At 62.4% G+C, this 15,409-nt stretch carries 13 protein-coding genes; 2 read left to right on the forward strand and 11 right to left on the reverse strand.

Going from position 1 to position 15,409, the window contains the following annotated elements; translation table 11 throughout:
- Positions 1-8 precede the first annotated feature (8 nt).
- Together QM801_RS19325 and QM801_RS19330 are read right to left on the reverse strand one after the other, a co-directional pair.
- Complete coding sequence (locus QM801_RS19325; protein WP_415020831.1) at positions 9-1,001, reverse strand: MrcB family domain-containing protein; 993 nt, start codon at positions 999-1,001, stop codon at positions 9-11.
- On the reverse strand, positions 998-2,218 hold the full coding sequence (locus QM801_RS19330) for a tyrosine-type recombinase/integrase (protein WP_415020832.1): 1,221 nt from the start codon (positions 2,216-2,218) through the stop codon (positions 998-1,000). The genes QM801_RS19325 and QM801_RS19330 overlap by 4 nt, the downstream gene beginning before the upstream one ends.
- A gap of 323 nt (positions 2,219-2,541) precedes the next feature.
- On the opposite strand from QM801_RS19330, the gene QM801_RS19335 reads away from it, so the two are divergent.
- Positions 2,542-3,021: a hypothetical protein gene (locus tag QM801_RS19335; protein WP_415020833.1), complete on the forward strand. Its 480-nt coding sequence runs from the start codon at positions 2,542-2,544 to the stop codon at positions 3,019-3,021.
- A gap of 25 nt (positions 3,022-3,046) precedes the next feature.
- Here the strand turns inward: QM801_RS19335 and QM801_RS19340 are convergent, their stop codons facing one another.
- From QM801_RS19340 to QM801_RS19350, 3 genes are all read right to left on the reverse strand, one after another.
- The gene (locus QM801_RS19340; RefSeq protein ID WP_415020834.1) at positions 3,047-4,285 is read right to left on the reverse strand and encodes an NAD(P)-binding domain-containing protein; all 1,239 of its coding nucleotides are present in this window, start codon (positions 4,283-4,285) and stop codon (positions 3,047-3,049) included.
- 20 nt (positions 4,286-4,305) lie between these two features.
- On the reverse strand, positions 4,306-4,887 hold the full coding sequence (locus tag QM801_RS19345) for an OsmC family protein (RefSeq protein ID WP_415020835.1): 582 nt from the start codon (positions 4,885-4,887) through the stop codon (positions 4,306-4,308).
- 199 nt (positions 4,888-5,086) lie between these two features.
- Positions 5,087-5,278 (reverse strand): DUF1127 domain-containing protein, encoded by a 192-nt coding sequence (locus QM801_RS19350; RefSeq protein ID WP_415020836.1) that lies wholly within the window; start codon positions 5,276-5,278, stop codon positions 5,087-5,089.
- 189 nt (positions 5,279-5,467) lie between these two features.
- Here QM801_RS19350 and QM801_RS19355 point away from each other — a divergent pair, with 189 nt between their 5' ends.
- Entirely contained in the window at positions 5,468-7,414 is a 1,947-nt protein-coding gene (locus QM801_RS19355) for a hypothetical protein (protein WP_415020837.1), read from the forward strand.
- 36 nt (positions 7,415-7,450) lie between these two features.
- Here the strand turns inward: QM801_RS19355 and QM801_RS19360 are convergent, their stop codons facing one another.
- The 6 genes from QM801_RS19360 to QM801_RS19385 all read right to left on the reverse strand — a co-directional run bounded on the left by QM801_RS19360 (position 7,451) and on the right by QM801_RS19385 (position 15,366).
- A complete protein-coding gene (locus tag QM801_RS19360; protein WP_415020838.1) occupies positions 7,451-7,747 on the reverse strand; it encodes a hypothetical protein in 297 nt (98 codons plus the stop codon).
- 201 nt (positions 7,748-7,948) lie between these two features.
- Positions 7,949-8,824 carry a YihY/virulence factor BrkB family protein gene (locus QM801_RS19365; protein ID WP_415020839.1) on the reverse strand — a complete coding sequence of 292 codons (876 nt, stop codon included), beginning with the start codon at positions 8,822-8,824 and terminating at the stop codon, positions 7,949-7,951.
- Between the two features lie 61 nt (positions 8,825-8,885).
- Positions 8,886-10,196 (reverse strand): DUF892 family protein, encoded by a 1,311-nt coding sequence (locus tag QM801_RS19370; protein ID WP_415020840.1) that lies wholly within the window; start codon positions 10,194-10,196, stop codon positions 8,886-8,888.
- A 67-nt stretch (positions 10,197-10,263) separates the two neighbouring features.
- Positions 10,264-11,886, reverse strand: coding sequence for a family 1 glycosylhydrolase (locus QM801_RS19375; protein WP_415020841.1), 1,623 nt, complete (start codon positions 11,884-11,886; stop codon positions 10,264-10,266).
- A complete protein-coding gene (gene glf / locus QM801_RS19380) occupies positions 11,886-14,219 on the reverse strand; it encodes a UDP-galactopyranose mutase (protein ID WP_415020842.1) in 2,334 nt (777 codons plus the stop codon). The genes QM801_RS19375 and glf overlap by 1 nt, the downstream gene beginning before the upstream one ends.
- Positions 14,220-14,421: 202 nt before the next feature.
- Entirely contained in the window at positions 14,422-15,366 is a 945-nt protein-coding gene (locus QM801_RS19385) for a hypothetical protein (protein ID WP_415020843.1), read from the reverse strand.
- Positions 15,367-15,409 lie beyond the last annotated feature (43 nt).

The following is a 15,409-nucleotide window of genomic DNA, read 5'->3' on the forward strand; positions in this document are numbered from 1 at the left end:
CGGCTTTTTCATTCTTGCAAGAGCTCGAGATCAAGGGTTGCGAATAATCGGCGCATTTCCCGGACGCCCCGAATTTCACGCAATTCGGCAATTGTTTTCGGCCCATTTTTTCGATGGATCATGCGGTGGCAATTTGCGCATAGCACCGCGAAATCCTTTTTTGGGTCGAGTGACACCGGAATATCCTCGGGCAATTCCGAGAGTGGCAATAAATGATGGGCCTCAATATAATTCTGACCGGCCTCTCCATAAATCTTGCCAAAATCAATTCCGCAGGCCTGGCAAACGTGGCCATGCGCTTTCTTTGCCAATTTCGCGGCATTTCCGGCGCGTTCGATTTTCCGGTGTTGGCGATAACGGCGGCGTTCCTCGATCGTGTCGCCTTCGGTTGCCGCGGCTTCCGTGCCCGTTAAATCCTCAAAATTCTCGCGGCCTCCTCGTGCAATTAATCGGGAATAAAGCCGGACCATTTCTTGAAGATCCGAGACGAGCTGCTCTTCCGATGGAAGGTCGGGTAGGGGATAGCACACCGAAAGCGCGGTTGCGGGCTCATAGTCCTGCGCAAGGCGCGTGCGCCCCTTCAGATCGATCGGCTCTGCCGAAAATCGCCCCTTCGCCTCGGGGAGGCGTGCCCGCATGAGTTCTGCCAGGCGCCGGAGCTCATCATGGGTTTGCCCTTTGAACTCTTCCCGGACGGCCGTTGTCCCCTGATTGAGGGTCAAATAGACGGCGCTCATATCGCTGGCAAAGAGGTAGACGACGTAGAAACCGCGCGTGGCGGAGGTCGTGACGGTCGGGTCAAAGACTGCGATCCAGGGGACGTCTGCCCAATTGCCTTGGCCGGGACTTCCCTCCACGAGGAAATGGCTATTCCCAAGTGAGGCCTCAATCTCTTTGGCTGCGTCACCGCGGATCAGCTGCGCAACCGCATTGCCGGCGAAAGGCTGTTGACTTGCTGTGCTGTAGCTCTCACCAATTAACGCCAGGACATCGCGGATCATGGCGCGTTTCCTTTCGCAAACGCCCGAGCTGTCTTAGCGCCTGCGTCAATCGTGACGAGTTTTTGGACTGGCTCTGATGCGAGTTGCATGGCGTTCCCCAGACGGTCGACGGCGTTGATCCGTCCTTCATCCGCGACGTGGGCGTAGCGCATGGTCGTTTGGATTTGGGAGTGGCCGAGGAGCTCTTTGACCATATGAAGCTCAATGCCCTGTTGCAGGGCACTAGAGGCAAAGCTGTGCCTAAGGTCGTGAATGCGGAGCGATGGCAGTCCAGCTTTAAGCCGGATGCGTCGCCATGGACGTTGGAGATCGGTGAGGTGTTGCCCCTCGACGTCGCCGGCGATGATGTAGTCATTCCCTGGAATGGAGGGAATGTGGCTGAGAATGGTCAGAGCCTGGCCCGAGAGCGCAATGCGCCGCGGACCGGTTTTGGAGTCAGGCAGGCAAAGCGTGCGCCCCTGAACAAAGGTCCATTTGGCCGTCTGGATCTCGGAAAGACGACAACCGGTCAAAATCAGCAACCGGATGGCGCCCACCACGTAGATCGATTCTGAGCCGTCTCGGAGACATTGTTCGAGAACAGTGTTGAGGCGCTGAAGCTCTGGGATGGTGAGAAAGGTCTCTCGGCGTCGCTCTGGGTACTTTGGCACGTGCCGGCACGGGTTGGATCCATCCGGTCGCAATCCCCAAACCTCGAGGAGGTTGAACAGTTTTGACAGGACGCCCAGGGTGCGGTTTGCCTGGTAAGGGTGCTCACGGTGGCGGTGATGCAGTTCTGCGATGTCGGCGCGGGTGATATCGACGACTTTATGGGTGCCAAGGGCAGGGAGGATGAAGAGCTCGATGGCCCGGCGATACTCCCTCTGCGTGGTCGGCTTGCATCGGACGGCCACATGCTCTGTCAGGAAGCGCGCGCAGACATCCTTCAACGTGGGTGCCCTGCGGTGTGTTTCGATATCGGCGGCGGGGTTCTCGCCCTTTGCGACCTCGCCGATAATCTCTTGTGCTCTCTTGCGAGCCTCGTCGACGGTAAGGGTGCCATGACGGCCCACTTTGACGCGACGCGTCCGCCCGCCGGCCCGGTATTGCACGAGATAGGTCTTCTGCCCGCTGGGTAGAACGCGCACGGCAAAGCCCTTCAGCGTGTCATCGAAATAGAGCACGTCCTTCGCCTGAGGGACGAGCGCATCGATGTTGCGTTTGGTCAGATGCACCATGGAATGAAACCCGAACGAATGAGCACACGCGCAAGTTTCTGGAAGCAAACTGGAAGCAGTTGGTAGCGAAACTTATGCGCTGATCAGCGTAGGTGGGAGTCAAAGTGGTGTCAAATGATAATTCAAAAACAATGACTTAGAGCAATGTGACGTAGCTTGGCGTCGACAACCGTAGGTAGGGTAAGCTCCCTCATAACCTGAAGGTCGTCAGTTCAAATCTGGCTCCCGCAACCAAACCCAAGGCCTGCTGCCTTTTCCGAGGCGGTGGGCCTTGTCCTTTTGGACTGATGAGTCGAATGTCTCGCCCGGCATGGAGGGTCGCAGTGAGACGTTTTCTCAAATTCCTGCACACGATGGGTGCGACCGGACTGCTGGGGTCGATCGCCTCGCTGCTGGTGCTGCTGATTGTCGTTCCGCCCGCACCATCGCTTGCCGCCTATGCGTCGTTCCGCGAAACGATGAGCCTCATCGGAACCTGGGTCTTCCTGCCGTCGCTCGGTTTGACGCTGATCTCCGGTCTCCTCGCTATCGCCGCAACGCCGGCCTATCACAACGCGGGCTGGGCGTGGGTCAAGGCCGTGAGCGGAATCCTGATGTTCGAGAGCGGCTTCATGGGCGTGCTCGGTCCGCTGCAGCAGGAGGCCGAAAGGGCGTCTGCAGCCCTTGCCGCGAAGGCGGACCCTTCTACCCTCGCCCATTCGTTTTCATCCGAACGGAACACCATCGCCATCCTGATCGCGATTGCGGTGTTCAATGTCGCCTTCGGCATCTGGCGGCCGCGCCTGACGCGAATCCCGAACTAGTCCGAGGGCTTGCCCCTTTGCCGCATCAGGCGGCGCGATCGAGACACTGCCGAAGGTGCGCCGAGAGGTCATGGGCATCAGCACCTGCGCCATCGATGAAGGATGACTTGCGCCGCCGCATGAACGGCAGACCGAGGACGTACATGTCCGGCGCAGCGACGACACCGCCCTCGTGCCGGAGGTTGCCTTTCTGATCGAACACCGGAACGTCGAGCCAGGAATAGTCGGGCCGGTAGCCGGTTGCCCAGATCACCGTCGCGATCCCTTCGGCACGGAGATCCATGTCCAGCCGCGGCTTCAGCGGAAGGGCCGTCGGCTCTGGCCGATGAGGAGGATCGCATGCCTCATTGAGGCCGCGTGACTCAATCCATTCATCGATTCCCGTCAAAAGACGGTTGAGCTTGAGATCTGCCAATGCACAGCAATTCGCGAGCGAACCAGAGAACTGCGCCTTGCCGCTGCGCAGGCCCACGAGACGGCCAACGCGTTCCACGCCCATCGCGCTCAAACTGCTGAGGTCAATGGTTTCGCGTCCAAAGGTGCCGATGAGTTGCGGTGACGGCAGCCGGCGGGCCCGGGCAATGTCCTCGATCTCGTCGAAGCGGAGGTCCATGGCGCCGGTGGCATCCATCCAGTACTGGATGTCACGGCCGCGATAGGTCCGTGGCATGCGCACGTGTTCGCCGACCGCGAGAACGGTGCGGCGCCCTGACGCCTGAACCTCGCGGGCGATCTGGACGCCACTCGCCGACGCACCGACCACCAGCACGCCTCCGGCTGGCAGGTGATCGGGGCTCTTGTATTGGACAGGTGTGAGGCCGAGCAGGCCTGCCGGCAGTTCGGCGCTGAGCGCCGGGACCGTGGGAATGCCGAATGCGCCGCCCGCCAGCACAAGGGCCCGGCACCGCCAAGGTCCACGATCGGTTGCAATCTCATAGCCGTTCTGGGTTCGGCACACGCGCTGCACACGTGTGCGCGTTTGCACAGGTGCACGCGAAAGCTGCGCGTAGCGATCCAGGTAGGCCGCAGTCTGGGGCATGGTCATGAAGCCGTCCGGATCTTCGCCCGCATAGGCATGGCCGGGGAGTCGGCTCTGCCAGTTGGGCGTGAGAAGCCGAAGCGAGTCCCACCGTTCGGTGCGCCAGGAATTGGCGACCTCACCGCGCTCGAGAATGACATGGTCGATCCCGTACCGCGTGAGATACCAGCTCATGGCAAGGCCTGATTGGCCTGCACCAATGATGATGGCGGTTGTCAGCCTCATGACCTGCTCCGGTAGCCGCGTTACGGCCCGTTGACGGTGACGAAGACCGCCGTCGGGTTGGTCACGATGTCGAAGACCGCAGAGCGCTTCTGCGACTGGGCAACCAGCGCCTTGATATCGGCCTCGCTGGCGTCCGCCTTGATGTCGAAGTTGACGCGAACGGCGCCGAAGCCATTGCGAACGTCTGCATCGATGCCGAGAATACCATAGAGATCCATGTCGGCTTCAAGCGATGCCTTGATCGAATGGATCTGGATGCCGCGATGCTGGGCCACGGCGGCGATGCCCGCGGTGAGGCAGCTGGCGAGGCCGGACAGCACCAGTTCAACCGGTGTCGGTGCATTGTCCTCGGAGGCAAACACCTGCGGATGGTCGGCCTCGATTGCGAAGGTCTTGCCGCGTTGCTGTTCCGAGCCGAGGCCGTAGAAGGTCCCGATTGCCGAACGGCTGTGCGTGCCGTTCAGCCACTCGCAGCTCGCCCGCCATTTGAACTGGGCCGCCTGCGGGGCATTGGCGAGGGCTTCCCGTGCGCCGAGCAGCGCCGTGACGTTGACACCATTGTCAACCGTCTTTGCCGGGTGTGTCGTCTTTGTTGCAGTCATGGTCTTGATCCTTGGTTCATGCGTTGATGTGTGACCGCACCCACCGATGCGGCCGTATCCGTCCGGCAGGCCTGTGGCCTGACGGCTGTGGATTGCTGGTGTTCACGTGTGACGAGTTGGGATCCCCACTGTCGTGGCGGGCACGTCAGTGGAGATCCAACGCCTGGCATCGGGGGGCGTGAGCCGGGCGTATGCGGTGTCAGTCCCTGCCGCGCGGCGGAATGCCATGGCGGACCGCCGAGGCGATCTCGCTTCTGTGCAGGCCGATATCCTTCAGCAGGTGATCATCGAACCGGCTCAGAATCCGCTGATCCCGCCGGACCCGGTAGAAGTTGGTGATCTGCCACATCCAGCCGAAGCCGGACCGGCCGATCTGCGTCGTGCTAGTCATATCATTGTTCCTTCGAAATATTTTGTGTCCTGGCTCACATCTCAAACGTCCTGACGCTCATTCTCCAACGTGGCGCTGGAGGACGAGTTGATGTAAACCGTCGGTGTTGGGGGATATGGCGGAGACACGTGGGAGCGGGCGTGGGAACGGCCATGGAAACGCACGTGGAATTGGGAGGAGTTGTACGCGTTGGCCGAAGGTCCGGTCCTCAATGTCCGTCTGCTTGGCCCCCTCGCGGTCAGCAGCGACGGCGCGCCGGTGGAACTGGCAGCGTCGCGAAAGGTGCGCGCACTCTTCGCCTATCTTGCCGTTGCCCCGGGTGCGGTGACCCGCAGTCACCTGTGCGAGATGCTGTGGGATGCACCCAACGATCCGCGGGGCGAGCTGCGCTGGTGCCTAAGCAAGGTGAGGAGCGTTCTCAAGTCAACCGGCCGTTCGCGGGTGGAAACGGCTGGGGATATGGTCCGTCTCGACATGAGTGGCTGTCTCGTCGATGCGGTCGACGTCGCGGAGGCAGCACGGCGGGGCTTCAGGACAATCCCGGCGGAGCGGCTGCATGATCTTGAGGCCATGTACGCGGGCGACTTTCTGGCGGGCCTTGAGCTTGACCGCACGCCTGCCTTCGATACGTGGCTTGCGACACAGCGGCGGCAATTTCGCGGCTGGCATGCAGCCTTGCTGGAACAGCTGGTCGAGAGCGACCCGGGGCCTGATGCCCAGCCCTATCTCGACAAGTGGCTCGAACTCGCGCCGTTTGATCTCCACGTGCACGAGCGGCTTTTCGAAAGGCTCGCGCAGCGCAACCTGATCCGGGAGGGCGAGGAGCACCTCGCCGCTGCAGCCCAGCTTTTTGCAGCAGATGGCCTGGACGCTGCTTCGCTGCACGATGCGTGGCGCAGGGCCCGGGCGCAGGCCAGCGAAGCGTCGTCTGTTGGTCCGGGCCGTGCCCACCCCGCAGTTGCCCCGTTGCCTTTGCCCAGCAAGCCCTCGATTGCCGTTCTGCCCTTCACCAACATGAGCAGTGAGGCGGAAGATGAGTTGTTTGCCGATGGGTTGACTGAAGACCTGATCACCGATCTGTCGCGGAACGCGGGGCTCTTCGTCATCGCCCGCCACTCGGTGTTCGCCTACAAGGGAAAGGCGATGGACGTGCGCCGGATCTCGCAGGAGCTGGGCGTGCGCTATGTGCTCGAAGGCAGTGCGCGGCGCATGGCCGGCCGTGTGCGCATCAACGCGCAGCTCATCGATGCCCAGAACGGGCGCCATGTCTGGGCTGAACGCTTCGACCGGGATGTGGAGAGCATCTTTGCGGTTCAGGACGAGGTGACGGATGCGATCGTCGGAGCGCTTGCGGCCCGCCTGACTACGGCTGTTCCGCGCAAGAGGCCGCGCAGCATGGAAGCCCATGATCTTTGCGCACGTGCCAGGGTGCTGACAGAGGAGACTCCACAAACGGCGCGGGAGGCCTACCTGATGCTGAAGCGGGCGACCGAGCTGGACCCGACCTATGCCGAGGCGCATGGCTTGCTGGCCTACAACCGCTGGCTGGCGTGGACGCATTTCGGCGAGCCGGAAGTTCCCAACAGGGCGCAGGCTGTCGACCTTGCCGAGACGGCCGTGGCGCTCGATCCGAATGATGCGGGCTGCCGGTATTTTTTCGGCACCATTCTCGCCTACGAGCGGCGGTGGCAGGAATCGGATGTCCAGTTCTCTGCGGCGCTGGAGCAGGACGCCAACCATGCCGATACATGGGCCGCACTTTCGGACATGTCGGTTCTGGGCGGACGGATCGCCGAGGGCGTGGAGCAGATCGAGAAGGCCTTCCGGCTCAATCCCTATCCGGCGGTCTGGTATTACGATCATCTCGGGCAGGCGCAGTATGCAGCCAAGGACTATGTCGCGGCCATTGAAACGCTGCGCCGGGAAGAAACCTATCGCACCAATTCGCGAAAGTTCCTGGCCGCAAGCCTGGCGCAGCTGGGCCTCCTCGATGAAGCACAGCGCGAATCAGAGCTGTTCCTCATTACGCACCCGCATTTCACCATCCGCCACTGGGTCAATTCCCAGCCCTTGCGCGACAAGGGTGTGCGCGATCACTTCGTCGACGGCTTCCGCAAGGCAAAGCTTCCGGAGTGATGGTTCCCGGCGGGAAACCTGCTGACCCGCCCGGTTTCAGTGAATGTACCACGAGATGGTGGTGGGGAAGGTATAGGCCCGCTCTCGCAGCTCCGCAGATTGCATGCGTCGGAGTGATGTCAGCAGGGCCTGCGCCGGCGGGTCAGGGGGGATCCACATGGCGTTGGCGTTCAGCGTGACGATCGCGTCGTGGATCTTTTTCAGCACGCAGTCCGGATGAGCCTGGGTGCCGTCCTCGGTGAATTGCCGCAGGGCGGCGTAGACGTCGACCACGCCGCCGGTTACGGCCAGCTGCAGCACATAGTCATGGATACGATCATCTAGAAGCTTCATGATCGCCCTCACGTCGAAAACATCGAGCGGGAGCGCGAACCATGTCTCTCTTACCGCCAACGCTCGTGATACTCAGTTGGCAACCCTGCCACTCTTGGCCGAATGGCACTCCCATTCAAGGAATATTTATTCATGGCCCCAATTGCCTGTTGGGGTTCGAGGATTCCTGATGGAGAAGGGACTGGAATAACAGTTGAAGCTTCAGGAGGACTGGGCCGGTGGCCGCCGCCGTCTCCACGAGCCGTATCTGTTCGCATAGAGCCAGGTGAATTCAGCGCCCAGCAGATAGATCTGGGCCGAGTAGTAAACCCAGACAATGAGCACGATGAGGGAGCCCGCAGCGCCGAAGCCGGTGCTGACACCCGTCTTGCCGATGTAAAGTCCGATCAGCAGCTTGCCGGCATTGAAGAGAAGGGCGGTGAAGACGGCGCCGATGACCACGTCGCCCCAGGCCACCGAGACCTGCGGCAACAGCTTGAAAAGGACGGCAAAGAGGGCGGAGATGATCAGAAAGCTCACCACGAAGTTGACGGCCTGCCAGAACACCTCAAGCCCGCCGGAAGAGACAAGGACGAAATTCTGCAAGGTGGCGATGAAGGCGCTGATGGCCAGCGACACCAGCAGCAGGAAGGCGATGGCCAGCAGGATGCCGAAGGTGAGAAGCCGTCGCCGCAGCAGCTCCCAGATCCCGCCCGTCTGCCGACGCGCCGGCACTTTCCAGATGCGGTCCATGGCGCCCTGCAGTTCGGCGAAGACTCCCGTCGCCCCGACAAGAATGACGACAAGGCCGATCACCGTGGCGACGATGCCCTCGGCCGGCTGGCTGGCGCTCTGGACAAGGCCTTGCAGCGCCACCGCGCCGTCCTCGCCCACAAGTGAGCGCGCTTCGGCGTAGATCTGGTTTTGGGCGGCCTCCGCGCCGAAGACGAAGCCCGCCACCGACAGCATGATGATGAGCAAGGGCGCAATGGAAAAGATCGTATAGTAGGCGATGGCCGCGCCCATGCTGGACGCGCCGTCATCCACCCACTTGAACGCGCTATCCTTCAGCAGAGCGAAAACTCCGCCGACGCTCAATCCTGCCTCCCCCTTGGGGGTTCGCGCCCGTCTGCCTCGCATGGGAGACTGCCTGCGCCCCCTAAACCACTGCAGCGGGGCGGCCGAGAACGGAGGTCAGCGGCCTGCCGATCTGGTCGAGCAGCATGTCACTGTTCTGCTCTTCGGCCAGTGACATCTGCAACAGCCGGCTCACCTCCGGGAGGCGGAGCTGGAAGGCGAGATTGCGTGCCGTGATGTAACTCGCGATCTCATAGTGCTCCACCTTGTGGGCGGCGGCGATCAGCTCCAGGTCGGCAAGATAGGGATCCTTCTTCTTGCCGTCGGCGATGATTTCCTCGCCCTCTTCGATCAGGCCCATCATCCCCTTGCAGGGCTTCAGGCGGGCATTTCCGGCATTGAGGAAGTTCAGCACCTCGTTCAGCCGCTCGACCTGCTCCTCCGTTTCCGCAAGGTGCATTTCGAAGGCCTCGCGCAACTGCAGAGACTGCGCGGCACGGGCCATTTTCGGAAGGGCGCGGACCAGCTGCTTTTCTGCGTGGAGAAGGTCACGCAGATGTTCAACAAGTGTTTCCTGAATGGCTTCAGCGCTGGCGGGGATGGAGTTCTCGAAGATGATGTCGCCCGCCACCTCGCCATCGGCTGCCTTCTCGGCGCCGTTTGAGGCGCTTCCGTTGCCGCTGCCGTTCGACTTGAGAGCAGGGGATTCCACATATTCCCAGTCGCCGCCTTCGTTCCAGGGGCCGCGCGTGTCGATCTCGCCCATGTCGCCCGTGCCGGAGGAATCATTGAAGTACTGGTTCACCACGCCGGCGCTGGGCGCGATGCGCCCGATGGAGAAGGCGGGCTTCTCCATGCTTTCGAGTGCTGCGGCGAAAACCTTCATGTGGGTGATCTCGCGCGTCATGAGGAACTGCAGGGCATCCTTCGTTCCGGCGTCGTCACAGAAATTGATCAGGCGTTCATAGACAATCTTGGCGCGCGCCTCGGCAGCAATGTTGCTGCGGAGATCCACGTCGAGTTCTCCGGTGATCTTCAGGTAGTCCGCCGTCCAGGCGCTGCCCATGGAGTTGTAGAGGTTGACGCCTCCGCCGCCTGCAATCGCGATCAGGGGGTCGGCCTCGGCTGCATCGCGCATGTTCTTCATGGGGGCGAGGTGGAGGCGCGCGAGCGTGCCCACGACTTCGAGATGGCTCAGCTCTTCCGTGCCGATATCCATCAGCATGTCCTTGCGGGCGGCATCATCGCAGTTGAGGCCCTGGATGGAATACTGCATCGCCGCGGCGAGCTCGCCGTTGGCGCCGCCGAACTGTTCCAGCAGCATGTTGCCGAAGCTGGGATCGGGCGCGTCCACGCGGACGGTGTACATGAGTCGCTTGACGTGATGGTACATGATGCGTTCCTCCGGAGATCAATTCTTCAAGTGCTGCGCGCGGGATTGGTTCCGGCGGGACGCGATCTCACCAGACAGCGTTCACTTCCGGACTGAGGCTTGTCTTGCGCGAGGTTGTCTGCGGACGTGGCGCGTCCGGCTGTGCAACCGACGCATCGATGATCTGGTCGAGGAGGGCGTTCGCCTGTTCCTCTGTCTCGATGGCGTCCGGGAATTGCATCCGGCGGCCATCCGGCAAGCCGACCATCGGCGGCGCCTCGTGCCGGATGGTCACAGCCGCCCAGACCCGGCCTGAGTCAAAGAGGGACGATATTTCGGACTTGGCTGCGTGGGTCGTTTTCAGGCGCCGGGCGCGGCAGCACGCCTCCAGCATCCTGAGGCCTGCACCGCTTCCCGCCAGCGCCAGCGCGCGGGCGTTGTGTTGCGGCGTGTTTTCGGCATGCCACCAGCCCGCACCATCCAGCACGGGATGATCGAAACGGCCGGTGGTGATGAGGGACGACAGGGCTGCTGCAACAATGGTGGGGCGGGGCGGGGTGTGGCGCGCATCGAAGGCGCCGCATTCGTAGTGCCCTTCCTGCCGTGTCAGCAGCGAGTTCCAGTCACAGGCTCCGAAGAGCGACCACGACGTGACGGCGCGGACATCAGCCCCGGCAGCGCGGGCGGCCTTGGCTTCCGACCATCCCTCCATCAGCCAGCGCAGCTGCTCGTCGCGCGAGCAGCCATTGTGGAGTTCGGTGACGGCGAGCGGAATGCGGTAGCGATCCCAGATTTCGAGCAGGCGCTGCGACAGGCCCGTCTTCGCCTGGGGCAGATCCGAGCGGACCGCCGCGATGTCGACATAGCTTTGCCGGCCGTTGCCGCCCACGGGCTCGTTCGGATGCAGCACCAACCGGTGATCGAGGACGCGGTCGCCGGTGAGATAATAGTCGATCCCGATGATGTCCGGTGGGCAGGGATGCCGAGCCAGTTCGCCAAGGTCGCTGGGCGGGACGCCTGCAGCGAGCAGCCGCACGTGAAAGGGATGGGCCTCATCGACGCGGCCCGAAAGAAGGTCCGTCGCCAGCCAGCGCCGCTCGTTTTCGTAAGCGGCCTGGTCCGAAAGGTCCGCTGTTGCCGAAATGCGGCCGAAATCCTCGGTCTGGACCAGTTTCGCCGCCGGGTTGATGCGGCGGATCGCCTGCATGGCCAGCGCAATGGCCCGGCATTCATTGACCGTGATGCGGAAGCACGTGGCCTCGTCCTGTGCGTGAGGGTGCCAGTGACCATAAAGGCCACAGAAGCGCGCCGTGGTGAGCGGCTCGTTCACCGGCGTGTAGGCCGCGATCCAGGGATAGCGCCGCGCCACCCGCTCCGCGAAACCTGCCAGCTTCTGGGGAAACGCCGGATCAAGCAGGCTGGTGTGGGCGGGCCCCGCGCCATGGTGCAGCAACGTGGCGATGGGTGAGATGCCTGCCGCCCGCAACAGCGCCATGCGCTCATCGGTCCAGCGCCAGTCATATGTACCGAGGCGCTTCTCGATCAGTTCCCAGAGCACGGGATAGCGCAACGTCTTCAGCCCGAGCCTACCCAGATGCGCGATATCATCGGGCCGCTCGTGATGGCCCGTATCCGTGAGCTGGTTGCGGATCGTCGTTCCTATCCGCACCACGCTGCACTCGATGCCGCCCCAAATCTCGAGCGGCCGCATTATTCCGCCGCCTCCGTCTGCGCAGGTTTCTGCTTCGTGGCCCGCGACGGCATGGTCTCCTGGATGCGGCGGAAGGTGGCGAGCGCCTGACCCACGACCTGATCCATGTTGTAGTAGCGATAGGTGGCGAGCCGGCCCACGAACCAGACATTGGGCGTGGCAGCCGCCAGCGCTTCATAACGCTTGTACAGCGTCTCGTTCTCGGCGCGTGGCACGGGGTAGTAGGGATCGCCCGTGTCCGACGGATATTCATAGGAGATGCTGGTCCGCTCCGAGGACTGCCCCGTCAGGTGCTTGTACTCGGTGATGCGCGTGTAGTCCTCCGTCTGCGGATAGTTCACCACCGCCACCGGCTGAAACAATGGCTGGTCCAGTGTCTTGTGCTCGAAGCGGAGCGAGCGGTAGGGCAGCTTGCCCAGCTTCCAGTCGAAGTATTCGTCGATGGGACCGGTGTAGATCAGGTGTTCGTAATGCACCCGTTCGCGGATCTCGCGGAAGTCCGCCTGCAGCATCACGTTGATCTTGGGGTGCGAGAGCATGCGCTCGAACATCCGGGTGTAGCCGTGGAGCGGCATGGCCTGGAACGTGTCGGTGAAATAGCGGTCGTCGCGGTTGGTGCGGGTGGGCACGCGGGCCGTCACCGACTTGTTGAGCTGCGAGGGATCAACGCCCCATTGCTTCCGCGTGTAGCCCCGGAAGAACTTCTCGTAGAGCTCCCGCCCGATGGTGCTGACCACCACATCCTCGGAGGTCTTGACCTCGGCCAAGGGTTCGCGCCGCTCCTGGAAGAACTGCTCGAGCTGTTCCGATGTCAGGTTGAGACCATAAAGCTTGTTGATCGTGTCGAGATTGATCGGGATCGGCAGCAGCATGCCATCCACCTTGGACAGCACGCGGTGCTCATAGGGCCGCCACTTCGTGAACTGCGAGAGATACTCCACGATCTGTGTTGCGTTGGTGTGGAAGATGTGCGGGCCATAGCGGTGCACGAGAATGCCCGCCTCGTCGTGCCAGTCATAGGCATTGCCGCCGATGTGGTTACGGCGGTCGACGATGAGCACGGATTCTCCGCGCTCCCTCGCGATGCGCTCGGCCAGCACGCTGCCGGCAAAGCCGGCACCCACGATCAGCCAGTCATATTTGTTGCGCGAGCGCCGTGGCGGCGAGGTGACCGGGCGTTGCGAGATGGGCTTCTTGCTGAGATGGGTGGACATCTCTTCCCAGGTCTTGTCCCACGACATTGTGGCAAGGAACTTGTCGGCAGCGTCGCGCAGCTCATCATGGCCCTCTTCGAGGGCGGCGCGGATTTGCCGGACGCTGTCGTCCCTGTCGGCGATGCGGACGAGCCCACGCGCACCATAGGTGCGGACGACATCGACTACTGCAGTGGAGACGACGGGAAGGCCTGCGGCGAGGAATTCAGGTGTCTTGGTGGGGCTGATGAAGCGCGTCGCCTCGTTGAGCGCGAAGGGCATCCAGCCCACGTCCCAGTGGCGCATGTAGGTCGGGAGTTCGGCGTAGGGCTTGGCCCCCAGCCAATGAATGTTGGGCAGGCGCGGCAGTGTGGCGGGGTCGATCTTCACCACCGGTCCGATCATCACGAACTGCACATCCGGCATCTTCGCGGCGACGTCGCCCACGAGTGCCGTATCCAGCCGTTCGTCGATCACCCCGAAATAGCCGACGCGCGGGCGGGGAATGCGCTGCTGGTCCTCAGGATCGTTTCCGGCAACACGGGCCTTGCCGAAGTGGCTGACGTCGATGCTGCTGGGGAAGGGATGGATGGAGGCATGCAGCTTGCGCTTTGCCTCGTAGATGCTGAGGCCGCCGGTGAAGACCGTATCGGCGCGGAGCATCAGCAGACGCTCCATGCGCGCCATCACGGGCGGGGCGTTCTTGAACGCCGACAGCTCGTCCATGCAGTCATAGATGCAGACATCGCTCTCGAGATGATCGGTGAAGGAGAGCGCCATGGGCGTGTAGTACCAGAGCACAAGCTCGTCATGATCCTGTGAGGCCAGCGTGCGGTCCACGAGGCGGCGGAGCGCGATGTCGATTTCGGCGGCCGGCGTGCCCTCCGGCAGGACGGGCGTGAGCACCTGGATCGACGGGGACGGATGGGTGATGCGGATCTTGGGGTGGCGCGTGTCCTCGAACACCGGCTCCTCGAAGAACAGCACCTCGTGGGTGCGCGCGGCGCGGGTCAGGAGATGCTGCGGGCGCTGGTAGACGAAATTCCAGCGCAAGTGCGAGAAGCAGAGCAGCAGACGCTTGTAGGTCTGGCGTGATTCAGGATTGTCGTGTGGAACAAGCTCGGCGGTTCTGTTCAGCATGGAAGCGGCTTTCTCTCCAATAGGGCACGCGGGGGAAGCGCTCTTCGGAACTTGCTCCGGAAAAGCCCGGACTCTCAGGTTGCCGGGCCTTGGAAAAGTGCTGAAGCTCGCAAGGGGATGCGTGGTGAGAAAACGTTACTGGTGCCGGGATCGTTCCGTCCGCAGCCTGTCATGGCCACACGGCATGATGGAGTGACGCAGCTTATGCCGCACTCGCCACGTGCGGCGGAGCTGCGCTGAATACATCCTGCTTGAGGTCGAACCTGGCGATGCCGTAGCGCCAGAGATTGTTGGTGGCGCACTTGCGGCTTTGATAGAAGAGCGTGAGCTCCTCTCCGGTGAGAAGTGCGGTGGAGTGCCCGTTCTCACCGGCTTCACCGGGGTCGAGTACAGGACCCAGCGACCTGTATGGGCCTTCCGGCCGGTCCGCAAGCGCAAAGAACACACGCTGGCGGCTGCCACGCTCACCTTCCGGCAGAAAACACGTGGCGTTGAGAAGGATGCGGCCGTCAGGCAATTCGAGAAGCTGTGCGCCTTCGATGCCCCATTCGTAGTCCGGATGTTCGCGCGCATTGTGATGCGGCACGTCGGCATGATCGAGGATCTTGCCGATCCGCTTCCACGGTCCGAACCAGGAATCCGACATGCTGCGCGCCAAGTAAATGTCGGGCTGCGGCACCTTCGAGAAGGCGGGCATGCCGGAATAGACGAGGTAGCGCTGTCCCGCGATGATTGCAGGATGGGGATCGTAAATGCCATCCTCGCCTGTGTTCGGCACCGCACAGAGGGCCGGCTGCTGCACCTCCCACACAAATCCGTCGCGCGAGATCGCATGTTCGCAGCGTCCGCCGGACTTCATGAACTCGGTCTGCACGAACATGTGGAAGACACCGTGTTCATGGATCACACCCGGTGCTGCCACGCCGGAGCCGTGGATGGGCAGGGCCACGGGATCATGCTCGGTCCATGGTCCGTAGAGGTCGGGTGCGGTGGCGTGGAGAATGTTCCACTTCTCGTTTCGGACGTTGCCGCTCGAACCGAAGACATGCCACGTGTCGCCATCGAACACCGGGCAGGGGTCTTTCAGGTCTTCGGCGCTTCCCGGCTGAAACAGCGGAAAGTGATTGGCACTGAAGAGAAGTGACATGAATGCAGCCCGTCTGTTGCGTGAAAACCTGTTGCCCGCCGCC

This window comes from Aestuariivirga sp., from assembly GCF_047600585.1.
In the GTDB taxonomy this organism is placed as follows: domain Bacteria; phylum Pseudomonadota; class Alphaproteobacteria; order Rhizobiales; family Aestuariivirgaceae; genus Aestuariivirga.

Bases quoted from the DNA above. Each gene is read 5' to 3' on its own strand.
- QM801_RS19325 (WP_415020831.1), bottom strand. From the start codon at position 1,001: ATGATCCGCGATGTCCTGGCGTTAATTGGTGAGAGCTACAGCACAGCA.
- QM801_RS19330 (WP_415020832.1), bottom strand. From the start codon at position 2,218: ATGGTGCATCTGACCAAACGCAACATCGATGCGCTCGTCCCTCAGGCG.
- QM801_RS19350 (WP_415020836.1), bottom strand. From the start codon at position 5,278: ATGACTAGCACGACGCAGATCGGCCGGTCCGGCTTCGGCTGGATGTGG.
- glf (WP_415020842.1), bottom strand. From the start codon at position 14,219: ATGCTGAACAGAACCGCCGAGCTTGTTCCACACGACAATCCTGAATCA.
- QM801_RS19345 (WP_415020835.1), bottom strand. From the start codon at position 4,887: ATGACTGCAACAAAGACGACACACCCGGCAAAGACGGTTGACAATGGT.
- QM801_RS19360 (WP_415020838.1), bottom strand. From the start codon at position 7,747: ATGAAGCTTCTAGATGATCGTATCCATGACTATGTGCTGCAGCTGGCC.
- QM801_RS19370 (WP_415020840.1), bottom strand. From the start codon at position 10,196: ATGTACCATCACGTCAAGCGACTCATGTACACCGTCCGCGTGGACGCG.
- QM801_RS19375 (WP_415020841.1), bottom strand. From the start codon at position 11,886: ATGCGGCCGCTCGAGATTTGGGGCGGCATCGAGTGCAGCGTGGTGCGG.
- QM801_RS19340 (WP_415020834.1), bottom strand. From the start codon at position 4,285: ATGAGGCTGACAACCGCCATCATCATTGGTGCAGGCCAATCAGGCCTT.
- QM801_RS19385 (WP_415020843.1), bottom strand. From the start codon at position 15,366: ATGTCACTTCTCTTCAGTGCCAATCACTTTCCGCTGTTTCAGCCGGGA.